Source organism: Rhodobacter sp., assembly GCA_020637515.1.
Classification (GTDB): Bacteria; Pseudomonadota; Alphaproteobacteria; order Rhodobacterales; family Rhodobacteraceae; genus Pararhodobacter.
This window is the reverse complement of sequence record JACKKG010000001.1, coordinates 2057471-2069709: the sequence shown is the minus strand read 5'-3', so window position 1 is coordinate 2069709 and position 12239 is coordinate 2057471. Positions and strand designations below refer to the sequence as shown.

The window sequence follows — 12239 nt, the reverse complement described above, 5'->3', positions numbered from 1 at the left end:
GCCTAGCCGCCGCTGCGAATGCCCCGCACGGATTGCAGCGCCGCGCGGGTTTCGGGGGTGCTCAACGCGCCGTCCAGGCGCTGGAACTCGGCCAGGGCCAGGTCGCTTTGATCGTTGTTCAGATAGGCGTAACCGCGCAGCATCGACAGGTCGCGCCGCAAGCTGCCATTGAGCTGTTCCAGCGCGTTCAGATAGGCGATGGTCTGGGCATAGTCGCGCTGGTGATAGGACCGCACCGCGCGCTGGTCGAGGATGGTCGATTCCACCTCCTGGCGCTGCTGATGGGTCAGGTCGGTCGCCGCGGCAAGGCGCGCGCCCTCCTCGGTCATGTTCATGTTGAGATAGGACAGGATCATGCCGAAGCGCGCGTCGCGGGGCACGGTCCCGCCGAGCGCGGCGCCGCTTTGCGCGGCGGCGGTAAACCCGGCCAAGGCCTCGCCGGAGCGGTCCAGGTTGTAGGCGCACCACGAGCGTTCATACATCACGTCGAGCGATCGCGGATTGGCCGAGGCCGCCAGGCACCCGGCCCAGTCGCCACGCTCCTTGGCCGCGCGCACCCTGGCGATGCGGCTGTCGCCCGTGGCGGGCATCCGGCCGGGCGCCACCGGGGCCGAGGGCGTCACGGCCGCGCTGGCGGCAGGCGCCGCAGGCGCCGCGCGGGGCGCCGGCGCGGCCGCGGGTTGGGTCGCGCGCGCGGTTCGGGTCGTGCCCTGCCCGCGTCCGGCGCGCAGACGCGCCTCGAGGTCGTTCAACTGCGCGGTGTTCGCCGGCCCGCTCTGGCGCGCCAGGTCGAAAAGCGAGGCCATCTCTTGCGTCGAGGCGACGTCATTGGCCTTTTCCAGCGTCGGCACCACGTCGCTGAGGCGGGTGCAGGACTGGACCACCCCGCGATAGGTGGTCACAGCGTTGGGGGTCTGCCCGGCGATCTGGTAAAGCTCGGCCAGGCGCCAGGCGTTGTTGATCCGGTCGCAGCGCATCAACGAGGGCGTGCGCCGCGCCGCCGCCACCGCCGCGCTGAGATCGCGCGCGGCATAGGCCTGCTCGAACGCGGCCTGCGATTCGCCGGACTCCAGCACGCGCAGCATTTCGGCGTCGGGCGCCCATCCCGGCACGCGGGCCTGCTCTTGCGCGATCGTCGCGCGTGCGCCGGCGAAATCATTGCGCTGGATGCGCGCCCAGATCGGCTGCACATCGACCGTGGCCGTCGCCGTCGTGCCCATCGCCCTGAGCTGGTTCACGTCGGACGGCGGGGTCCAGTTCGGAAAGGCCGCGCGCAGGCGGCGCATCTCGGCCTGGACGGACCGCTGGTCGTCATGGTCGAGGTAATAGATCAGCGCGCGCAGGTCCTCGGTGCCGGGCACCTGGGCCTGGGCGGGATGCGGTGCCGCCAGGATCAGCGCCAGCGCCGTCGCCAGCGTGGCGGCACCCAGACGGATCGCAGGGAACAAGGGGGTCAGATCGGCACGCATTCGGGACTCACCTGATTGGCGGCGATCATCGCGAACATCTGCAATGTCGCCGGGTAATAGGGTTGACTGGCATCGAAGGGCGGCATGTCCGAGCCGACCTGCGCAGGGGTTCCGGCGCAAGACACCAGCCCCGCGAGCGCCCGGTATCCGGGATCGTTCGACGCCTCGAGCACCGCGCCCGTGGTCGGGTCGATCCGCGTCGGAACCGGCACGCCCGGTTGCACGGTGCGGTCATAGATCCGCATCATCTGCGTCACCGCCGGGTGCTGACGCAGGCCTGACCAGATCAGATAGAGCGGCACGCGCATCGCCTCGTAGCCCGCGACATCCGAGAAATCGGTCGCGCGGCTCATGCCGTCGCGAGTGACCTGCACCCAATCCGGCACCGGACCCGATTGCGCCAGGCGTTGCAACTGGCCTTCGGCCTGTTGCGCGGTTTGCGCCAGCTCGACAACGCCCGTCGCCGCGGCGACCTCGCGCATGGCGAGCGGCATGATGTAGCTGGGATTGAAGACGATGCGGTCGCTGTGCACAAAGCCCTGCGCGCCGGGCAGGAAAATCGTTTCGCCCGCTTGGGCAAGGCTGGGCACGATGCAACGCGCGACCAGCGCCTGCGCGGTCTGCTGGGCGCGTTGCAGATAGGCCCGCTGGTTGAAGCGCGCCGCCGCGCGCACCAGCGCCCAGGCATAGAACAGGTCACCGTCCGAGGCGTTGTTCAGATCAGGGACCGGGTTTGCCGCGTCGGGCAGATAGCGCCATGCCAGCAGGGAATCGCCGCGCAGGGCCAGGTTGGCCTCGGTCCAGTCCAGGATCCGCGTCAGGGCCTCCTGATCGGCGAATTCGACAGCCAGGACCGCCCCATAGCCCTGCCCTTCGGAATGGCTGGCGTTTTGTTGCAGCCCATCGACGACGCGGCCCGAGGGTTGCAGATACGCCCCCTTCCACGCCTGCCAGACCGCCGCGGCCTGTTGCGCCAGGTCCTCGCTGCTGAGCAGACCCTGCGCCGAGGCCCCCTGCCCGCCCATGGCGGCCAGGGTCGGCGCGGCGCCCAGCATCGACAGGAAGTGGCGTCGGTTCATGAACGGTGCTCCCGCGTAGAGATGACGAGCCTCAGCGCGAACAGCGCCGAAATCAGGGCCAGGAAGAACAGGCCGGTGACGTAACGGATCGGCATTGCCGACACGAAGTTGCCCACCACATGGCGGATGTTGCCGGGCGAGATCGGCTCGAGCAGGACCGGCTGGCGGTCGGGCGCGGTCCAGCTGTGCCATTGCCCGTCATAGCCCAGGATCGACACCTGCCCGCGCGGGCTTTCGGTCGTGGTGCGCGCGGCGACGATGGCCGAGGCGATCGCGCTGATGTCGCTGCCCGGCGCGCGCAGCATCCAGATCTGGTTTGGCCGCCCCGGATCGAGCTGCACCAGCATCGCCTGCCCGTGCTGCTGCACCAGCCATTCGTCCAGCAGAACGCCCGACTGCGGTTGCAGCCATTGCAGCGCCGCTTCGACACCGCTGACCAGCCAGTCCCAGCCTTGCGACAGGGCTGCGGGCGAGCCGGTGCCGCGCCGGTCGGTCATGGCGCTGAACAGGTTGCCCGGCGTGGTGCCGACGGTCGCTGCCGCGACCGCGGTCTCGGGGGCAGGCGGCGGGGTCAGCGCCTGTTCGACGGCCCGCCGGTCGATACGATAGCCGCCATTCGGAATCGAACCGAAATCGTCGATCGACAACAGCGTCAGCCGCGGCGCCAGCATCGCCGCCTCGGGCCGCTCGCCGCCGCTGAGTGCCGCGCGCAGCGTCACGACGTCGTCGGCATCGAAGGACCGCCCGGTCATGTCGTTGGTGGTGACACTGGCCGGCGTCAGCCCGGCAAAGGCCAGGTGCATGTCGGCCAGATACATCGACGGGCTGTAGGGCACGCTGAGGGTCGAATTCTCGCCGATGGTCAGGAACGGGGCCTCGGCGATGGGGCACGGCAGATCGGGTGGATCGCCGGGCACCATCGCCTCGAAGGCCAGCGTGTTGATGCCCGAACGCAGCAGCCGGGCCTCGAACCGGATCGGGAACTGCTCGATGACCTGCCCGCCTTCGCCGCGCAGCGGCAGCAGGCGGATGTTGGTGCCGTTGACGTGCACCAGCAGCGCCGAACCAGCCGGAAGGTCCGGAATATAGAAATAGTCCAGCGCCAGTTCGGCCTTGTCGTTGGTCAGCACGACATAGTCGTCGGGCAGACGAAAGCGTTGCTGGATCAGCGTGTAGCGGTCAAAGGCCTCGGTGGTGTGAAAGCCCATCTCGGACAGGGCCACCGGCCGCTGGGTCGCGATCAGCCGCGGCTGCGCGCGCCGGGCGACCGGCGGCAACAGGGTCTCGAATTCGGGCAAGGCGTGCGGGCGCTCGCCAGGCACGAATTCCACAACCATGACCTGAGCGCCGTCGCCGGCGGTGCGGAAACCGAGGCGATTCTGCGTTGACGGCAGGAACGTCACCCGCGCGGCCGAGCGTCGCTGCCCCTGCACGCTCCAATACGGGGTGAAGCGGAAGGGAATGGGATCGCCGCCCAGGGCCGAGCTGATCCGCTGGGTGATCTGCGACACCCAGGCGTCGCGATAGTCGCCCAGACCCTCGGCGCCACGGATCTCGATCCCGGCGCCGGTCGCAGCGGCACCGGCCAGCCCCATCAGAAACCCGTCCTGCCCCGAGATCCCCTCGGCCGAGGCCAGCACCGCGCCCGAATTCGCCAGGTCGATGTCCGACCACAGCGCGAACGAGGCATCGGGACCGCAGTAGATACGGTGGTATTCCACCAGTTCGACACGCACGTTGTTCTGCCCCGGCAGGACCGTCGCCGCGCCCAGCGGGAAATCGGCCGCGCCAAAGGCGGTGAAATTCTCGAGCCGGCCGTCGCCGACCAGCGTGTCGTTGACGAAGACCCGGAAATGCGAGCGTTCCGGCAGAACGTTGATCGAAGACAGCGTCGAGATCCTGAGCGCGCGCACCTGGTCGGGCTGCGGCACGAACAACGCGAATTGCAGCGTCCGGCGCTCGCCGTCAAAGCGGATGGCGCTGCCCGCGGGCCGGCCGTGGGCCTCGATCGGGCGCAGCGGGCTGATGATCGACACCTCGGCGTCCGAGGGTTCGACATAGTTGCCGCGATGCGCCTCGGCGGCGATCCGATCGGCTTGCAGGCGGTCCAGGTCCACCGCCTCGAGCGCGGGCGCGCCGGGGGTGGTGTCCAGCGGCAGCGGGATCTGCACGCTTTGCGCCTGGGCTGCCGCCAGAGGCAACCAGAGCGACAGCAAGGGCGCCAGGGCCAGCGCCCGAACCGGGGCCAGGGCGCGGAGCACGGGGTGGAACACGGGGCGCATCAGACCGGCCTCCCCTGCAGGTCCACACCCGGGGCGCGGCCGTCGTCGGCGCGGCTCGCATTCTGGGCAATGGCGGCTTGAAGCAGCGAAATCGGGCGTTCGCTTGGCGGCGGATCAAAGGCCTGGCCAAAGGCCAGCAGATGCGCGGGCTGCTGTTCGACCACGACCACGTTGTCCTCGCGCGCCCGGACGCGTTGCAGCCGCGCGGGTTCGGCGGCGAGCAGGCGCATGGTGTTCCAGATCCCGGTAAAGGACAGGCCGATCACATAGCTCATGCCGCGCAACAGTCCCATCGACCTGTGCCGGCGCGCGCGCACCGCCTCCCACGAGGCCGAGTCGCCAAAGATCATGTGGGCGACCGTCTCGCGCACCGCCATCGGCTGGGTCGGGTCGAAGCGCACCCCCATCGACACCGAATCACCCTCGCGGGTGACCGATTGCACCTGCACCCGCACCGCATTCTCAAGATGCGGCGACTTGGGGAATTCGGGCGTGAAGTAGAAGGTCTCGTCCTTGTCGGGGACCGGGCCGCTGGTGCCATCGGGATTGGTGCGGTTGCGCATCACGATGCGGCACCCCGTGGTCGAGGCATCGACCACCGTCGCCGCCACGAAGACGGGGTTGTGTTCGCCCAGCGCGACCGTCGCGGGCACGTTGACCGGCACGCGCGGCACCGAACGGCGCTGCTGGCGTTCGCCGACCGCGCGGATCGCGGCGCCGACCAGAAGGAAGTTGTAGATCGCCCAGCCGCCCACGACCATGATGATGTTGTGGTCGCCCGGGAACATCACCCAGCGGATCGCCGCCGCGACCACGCCCAGCAGCGTCAGCGCAAAGATGAACAGCAAAGGCTTGAAGATGGGCGAGACGAAATCCTCTTCGAGAACCTCATCCTTGGCGGTCACGTTGAATTTGGCGCCGCGCGGGTTGGCGATGGTCTTGAAGATCGCCTTGGACAGATAGGGCGCCTGCGCGGTTTCGTAGATCTCGGAGATCAGCGGCCAGCGCACCTGGCTGTAGAGCGCGTTCTGGATCAGGAAGTTCACCGCCATGTAACTGGTCATGTAGACCGCGACTTCCTGGATCGTCGCGACAAAGATCTGCAAGCCAAACAGCAGATACATCAGCGGCGCCAGGATGAAGGTCATCCGCACCAGCGGGAACAGCCAGAACGTCATCGAGTTCAGGTAGCACAACCGTTGCGTCAGGCTGAGGCCCTTGCCGGTCAACGGGTTCTTCAAGATCAGCAACTGCATCATGCCGGTCGCCCAGCGGCCGCGCTGCTGGATGAAGGACACGAAGGTCTCGGGCTGAAGACCGGCGATCATCGCGTGATCGACATAGAGCGATTTCCAGCCGTTGCGGTGGATGCCCAGCGCCGTTTCGGCGTCTTCGGTGATGGTCTCGCCGGCAAAGCCCCCGGCCTCGTCCAGCGCCCGGCGGCGCAACAACGCCGCCGATCCGCAAAAGAACGCCCCGCCCCAGCGGTCCAGCCCGCGGTGCGACAGGTGATAGAACATCTCGTTTTCCGGCGGGCAGTCGTCGCGAAAACCGACGTTCCGGTCGATCGGGTCGGGGTTCAGGAAGAAGTGCGGCGTCTGCACCAGGAACAGCTTGGGATCCTCGACGAAGAAGCCCACGGTGCGCGCCAGGAAATCGCGGCTGGGAACGTGGTCGGCGTCGAACACGACGACGATCTCGCCATCGAGATGTTCGAGCGCGGCCGACATGTTGCCGGCCTTGGCGTGTTCGTTGCGCGCACGGGTCGAATAGCGCACACCCAGTTCGCCGCACAACTGGATCAGGTCGCGGCGGCGTTTGCGTGCGCCCTCGGCGATCGCGGGGTCCTCGTGGTTGCAGCGTTGATCGGTGCCGCCGTCGTCGCACAGCGTCACCGTGCGGCGGTCGGCCGGGTAATGCATGTTCTTGGCCGCGCTCAGCGTGATCGCCAGCATCTCGACCGGTTCGTTGTAGCTGGGGACCAGCACGTCCACCGTCGGCAGATCGCGCGCCGCGACCTTGGGCGGCAGTCCGCGCTTGATCGGGTCGGCCGTCATGAAGGCGGACAGGAAGAACACGCCGATGGCATAGGTTTCGACCAGGAACAGCAGCAGCGCGGGCACGAAGGAAATCGTGTCCGATACCGGCGGCAGGGTCTCGGTCACGCGCCAGGCCCAGTAGCGCATGACCAAGGTCGAGGCGATGGCCATCATCGCGAACCGCGCCACCATGTTCTTCATGGCGATCGGCTTCAGGATCATCACCACCAGAACCGCCGCGATGCCCAGCGTGGCCTGCACCTGGATCGAGGTCGGCACGCTGACCAGCGCCGCGACCAGGACGATCAGCAGCGCCCAGAGGGCCAGATTCGCCTTGTCCGCGAGCGAAAGCGCCCGCGTGCCGATCATTCTGGCCATTGTTCCTGTCCCCACATCACTCTGATCTCTCGCAATACCTTCAGGACTGTGTCAGCCGCGTGGCGCCGCGTAGGGCGACAGCGTCTGCCCCGAACCCGCCGCGCCCGTAATCGCCAACGCCCTGTCGCCCATCGGCGCCAGGGCCTCTTGCACGGTGCCGTTGACGCAGTTGCGCATCATCACGTCCAGCGCCTGCGTGCCACGCGGCAACGGCCGCGCGCCGACACCCAACCGGCGCAGCACCAGCACGCAGTTGGTGTCGGTGCCGATCGTCTCGCGCGCATAGACATAGTTGCCCAGGCTGTCGCTGCCCGACGACAGGCTGCCTTCGTTCAATTGCTGGAACGGCGCCGGCAGGCCGCCAAAGCGCGTCGCGACCTCGTTGAAATCGAGCCGCCCAAGTTCGGCACTGCGCGCGTTCTGGGCGCGGACATGCAGCACGTTGTCGCCGCGCACCGCGGTCGCGTTCGGCAGAACGATTCGCTGTTCGAGCGCGCCACCGAGATTGCGCTCGAAGACGACCAACGCCTGCGGCGCGTTCACCATCGCCCGCGACGCCGGCACGATGGTATATTCGACGGTGTTTTCCAGCGTCTCCATGCCCGGGTTGCGGCTGCTGTTGAACAGCCGGTACACCCCGGTCGAGGCGTCGTCGCCCTGCATTTGCGAACAACCGGCGACCAGCGCCAGCATGGCGCCCAGCAAACCGGCGCGCAGGGTTGCCCTGCCCGCGACGGTCGCGTTGCGACGAAATGGGACCACGTCCCGGACCGTGCCAATCATGATGCCTGCTCTGCCGTTTCTTGCCGCCGTCAGAGCCTCAGAACGGACACGCGGGGTTTGCGGATACGGGTGCCTGTGCCCGCATCATCCCTCTGTCTGGTCCACTCTGGCCGCTGCTTTGGCTTCTTCTTTTGAAGCAAAGAGTAAAGAAATCGATGGAATCACGCAATCCACTTTCTCGAATCGTGATTCGCTGCACTGCAAAATGGGTCGCGGCGGCGGCGGCGCAGCTAGAATTTGCGCCCCTTGCCCGCTTCGCCGGCACATCTTGGGTGCCGTTCGATCACGGTTTCGACCGCAACCCCTGAAAAAACGTTTGCAACAGCGCCGTGGCCTCGGTCTCGGCGATGCCGTCGTAAACCTCGGGGCTGTGGTGCGCCTGGGCATGGGCATAGATCCGCGGGCCTTGCGCTATGCCGCCCGACTTGGGGTCGGCCGCCCCGTAATAGAGCCGCGCGATCCGGGCGAAACCGATCGCGGCAGCGCACATCGGACAAGGTTCCAGCGTGACCCATAGCGTGTGGCCGGGCAGGCGTTCGTTGCCCGCCGCGGCGCAGGCGTCGCGGATGGCCAGAAGCTCGGCGTGCGCCGTCGGGTCGTTGCGTTCGCGCGTGCGGTTGCCGGCGCGGGCAACAACGCGCCCCGCGGCGTCGGTGATGACGGCGCCCACCGGCACCTCGCCGCGGCGGGCGGCGGCGCGGGCTTCCTCCAGCGCGATTGACATGGGGCCTGCGAACGGGTTCATGGGCCCCTTGATGCCCGCGCGTGCCCCCTCATGCAAGATCAGGCCGAACCCGATGACCAAGCCCCCTGCCGCAAAGACCCCGCCGAAACCGCAGACCCAGGGCGGCGAACGGATCGCCAAGGTGCTGGCCCGGGCGGGCGTGGCCTCGCGTCGCAGCGCCGAGGCGATGATCCTCGAGGGGCGCGTCAGCGTCAATGGCGCGCCGATCGACAGCCCGGCGCTGAACGTGACGCCGCGCGACCGGATCGTCGTCGATGGCAAACCCCTGGGTGCGAAAGAGCCGACCCGCGTCTGGCTGTATCACAAGCCGCTGGGCCTGGTGACCAGCGAAAAGGATGAAAAGGGCCGTGAAACGGTGTTCGACACGCTGCCCGAAGGGATGCCGCGGGTGCTGTCTATCGGGCGACTGGACCTCAACTCCGAAGGGCTGCTGCTGCTGACCAATGACGGCGATCTGAAACGGCGCCTAGAATTGCCCTCGACCGGATGGCTGCGCAAGTATCGCGTGCGCGTCAATGGCGCCCCGACCGAGGCGATGCTGGCCCCCCTGAAACAGGGCGTCACAATCGACGGCGAACGGTTCCAGCCGATGCTGGTGGCCATTGACCGGCAGCAAGGCGCGAACGCCTGGCTGACCATCGGCCTGCGCGAGGGGCGCAACCGCGAGATCCGGCGCGCCCTCGACAGCGTGGGGCTGACCGTGAACCGGCTGATCCGAACCGCCTATGGCCCCTTCCAGTTGGGCGATCTGGCCCCCGGCGCGGTCGAGGAACTGCGCCCCCGGGTGCTGCGCGACCAACTTGGCCTGTCTGCCGACGAGGTCGCCGACGGCCGCGCCCCCGCCCCGCCCGCCAAGAAGACCGCCCCCCGCGCCACCAGCAAGCCCGGCCCCAAAACCGACCCGACCGGCGCCGAGAAACCGGCGCGCAAATCCTGGGGCATGAAAAGCCACGGCGGGGCGCGCACCGAAACCGATGGATCGCGCGGCAAGCCGCGTTCGTGGGGCACGAAATCCGCGCGCCCGCCCACCAAGCCGGGCCCGACGCGCTGAGCCTGTCCGAGGCGTCTTTCCAATTCGTCGCCAATCGTCTTATAGTTTTGCAAATTGGCTCTTATATGGGGCCAGTGGCCGGGGCGCCTGTTGGGGCGCGGCGTGAAACAGGGACGTGTGTTGTGACCTCGACTGCCTTACAGAAGACCGCCTATCTGCTGCTGCTGGCGTTGATCGTCTACGCCTGGGTTGTGGGGGGCTGAATCATGGCGAAACGGTTCGGGGGCACCTACAGCCCCGGTGGCGATCCGCGCCCAGCCGATCAACGGTCCGAGGCCCCGAGCGTCAAGCGCGTGGTGCAGAAACGCCTGAACCCGGTGGGCGCGCGCGTGAACCTGCTGTTCGCCATGCCGTTCCTGTGGGCCTTCAGCGCCTTTTTCCGCGATCCGGCGGGCCTGGCACAGCATCTCGGCGTGTTCGCGCTGTTGATGCTTTCGGCCTGGCTGACCCGCGAGGGGGTGATCGCTCAGGACGCCTATGACCAGCGCCGGGTCGCCCGCCGCCCGGCGATTCCGCGCAAGCTGTTCGCAGCCGTCACCATGGGCCTGGGCCTGGGGCTGGCGGGCTGGGGCAGCGCCTGGGGGCTGGTCACGCCGATCATCCTGGGCGTTCTGGGCGCGGCCCTTCACCTCACCGCGTTCGGGATGGACCCGATGCGCGACAAGGGGATGGAGGGCATCGACGAATTCCAGACCGACCGCGTTGCGCGCGCGGTCGAAGGCGCCGAGGCCCATCTCAAGGCGATGTCGGACGCCATCCTGCGCGCCCGCGACCGCAAGATCGAGGACCGCCTGAACACCTTTCAGGCCCATGTGCGCGACCTGTTGCGCGCGGTCGAGGACGATCCCAACGACCTGACCGCCGCGCGCCGCTATCTGGGGGTCTATTTGCAGGGCGCCCAGGATGCGACGGTGAAATTCGTCGATCTCTACGCCCGCGAACGCGACCCCAAGGCGCGCGAGGATTATGTCGCCCTGCTGGACGACCTGGAACAGAATTTCATGCTGCGCACGGAATCCCTGCGCGCCAACGACCGTCAGGATCTCGATATCGAGATCGACGTGCTGCGCGAACGCCTCGAACGCGAGGGGCTGCGGCCCCCGGCAACCCATTGACCCGTATCTCACGTCCGTGAAAGGAAACCCCTGATGTCCGACGATATCCGCCAGCAGGCCACCCAGCTCGCCAACGCCGTTGAACAGGCTGCGCTGACCCGTTTGCCCGATCCGGCGGGCGAACTGGTGCCGCTGGACCAGGCCCCCGCCGACAAGGCCGAGGCCATCCGCACCCGCATGGCCGAGATCGACATGACCGAAACCGCCTCGATCATCGGCTTCGGCGCCCGCGCGCAGGTGGAATTGCAGACCATCTCGCAGGCCATGCTGACCGACGTGCGCAACAAGGATGTCGGCCCGGCCGGCGACAGCCTGCGCCAGATCGTCACCACGATTCGCGGCTTTTCGGTCAGCGAACTGGACACCCGGCGCGAACGCAGCTGGTGGGAGCGCCTGACCGGCCGCGCCGCGCCGCTGGCGAATTTCATGGCCCGCTACGAAACCGTCCAGGGCCAGATCGACAAGGTGACCGAGAACCTGCTCAGCCATGAGACGGTTCTTCTCAAGGATATCAAATCGCTCGATATTCTCTACGAAAAGACCCTCGATTTCTATGACGAGCTGGCCCTCTACATCGCCGCCGGCGAGGAAAAGCTGAAGGAACTGGACACCACCACGATCCCCGCCAAAGAGGCCGAGGTTCAGGCCGCGCCGCAGGATCAGCAGGTCATCAAGGCCCAGGAACTGCGCGATCTGCGCGCCGCGCGCGACGATCTGGAACGCCGGGTTCACGACCTGAAGCTGACGCGGCAGGTGACCATGCAATCGCTGCCCTCGATCCGGCTGGTGCAGGAAAACGACAAGTCGCTGGTGACCAAGATCAACTCGACCCTGGTGAACACCGTGCCGCTGTGGGAGACCCAGCTGGCCCAGGCGCTGACCATCCAGCGCTCGAAAGAGGCCGCCGCGGCGATCCGGGACGCCAACGACCTGACCAACGATCTGCTGAACAAGAACGCCGACAATCTGCGCGAGACGAACCGCGTTGTGCGCGAGGAAATGGAGCGCGGTGTCTTCGACATCGAGGCCGTGAAACACGCCAACGACCAGTTGATCGCGACGATTCAGGACAGCCTCGAGATCGCCGATGCCGGCAAGGCCAAGCGCGCCGCCGCCGAACAGGAACTGAGCAAGATGGAGGCCGAACTGCGCGATTCGCTCGCCGCGGCCCGCGCCCGTGCCAACACCGCCCAGACCACGCCCTCTGCCTCGGCCTGAGGGGGTCCGGGCCCGGCCCCGACGGCTGGGACTGGCGCTGGCGCTGGCCGTCGGCGCCGGGCTCGCGGGGTGCACCTCGT

9 protein-coding genes are annotated in these 12239 nt (G+C 67.8%); 3 read left to right on the top strand and 6 right to left on the bottom strand.

What is annotated here, in order from left to right; genetic code table 11:
- Window positions 1-2 precede the first annotated feature (2 nt).
- The 6 genes from H6900_10150 to H6900_10125 form a co-directional block, all read right to left on the bottom strand.
- Window positions 3-1469, bottom strand: coding sequence for a hypothetical protein (locus H6900_10150; GenBank protein ID MCC0073636.1), 1467 nt, complete (start codon window positions 1467-1469; stop codon window positions 3-5).
- Complete coding sequence (locus tag H6900_10145; protein MCC0073635.1) at window positions 1454-2494, bottom strand: glycosyl hydrolase family 5; 1041 nt, start codon at window positions 2492-2494, stop codon at window positions 1454-1456. Before H6900_10145 ends, H6900_10150 begins: the two co-directional genes overlap by 16 nt.
- Before the next feature lie 50 nt (window positions 2495-2544).
- The gene (locus tag H6900_10140; GenBank protein MCC0073634.1) at window positions 2545-4830 is read right to left on the bottom strand and encodes a cellulose biosynthesis cyclic di-GMP-binding regulatory protein BcsB; all 2286 of its coding nucleotides are present in this window, start codon (window positions 4828-4830) and stop codon (window positions 2545-2547) included.
- Window positions 4830-7247: a UDP-forming cellulose synthase catalytic subunit gene (bcsA, locus tag H6900_10135; protein MCC0073633.1), complete on the bottom strand. Its 2418-nt coding sequence runs from the start codon at window positions 7245-7247 to the stop codon at window positions 4830-4832. Before bcsA ends, H6900_10140 begins: the two co-directional genes overlap by 1 nt.
- Window positions 7248-7298: 51 nt before the next feature.
- A complete protein-coding gene (locus H6900_10130) occupies window positions 7299-8030 on the bottom strand; it encodes a hypothetical protein (GenBank protein ID MCC0073632.1) in 732 nt (243 codons plus the stop codon).
- A 283-nt stretch (window positions 8031-8313) separates the two neighbouring features.
- The gene (locus H6900_10125) at window positions 8314-8754 is read right to left on the bottom strand and encodes a nucleoside deaminase (protein MCC0073631.1); all 441 of its coding nucleotides are present in this window, start codon (window positions 8752-8754) and stop codon (window positions 8314-8316) included.
- Window positions 8755-8827: 73 nt separating this feature from the next.
- Here H6900_10125 and H6900_10120 point away from each other — a divergent pair, with 73 nt between their 5' ends.
- The 3 genes from H6900_10120 (at window position 8828) to H6900_10110 (ending at window position 12159) form a co-directional block, all read left to right on the top strand.
- Window positions 8828-9826, top strand: a complete 999-nt coding sequence (locus H6900_10120; protein MCC0073630.1) for an rRNA pseudouridine synthase — start codon at window positions 8828-8830, stop codon at window positions 9824-9826.
- 206 nt (window positions 9827-10032) lie between these two features.
- Window positions 10033-10941 carry a 5-bromo-4-chloroindolyl phosphate hydrolysis family protein gene (locus tag H6900_10115; GenBank protein ID MCC0073629.1) on the top strand — a complete coding sequence of 303 codons (909 nt, stop codon included), beginning with the start codon at window positions 10033-10035 and terminating at the stop codon, window positions 10939-10941.
- 33 nt (window positions 10942-10974) lie between these two features.
- Window positions 10975-12159 (top strand): toxic anion resistance protein, encoded by a 1185-nt coding sequence (locus H6900_10110; protein ID MCC0073628.1) that lies wholly within the window; start codon window positions 10975-10977, stop codon window positions 12157-12159.
- The last annotated feature ends 80 nt before the right edge of the window (window positions 12160-12239 follow it).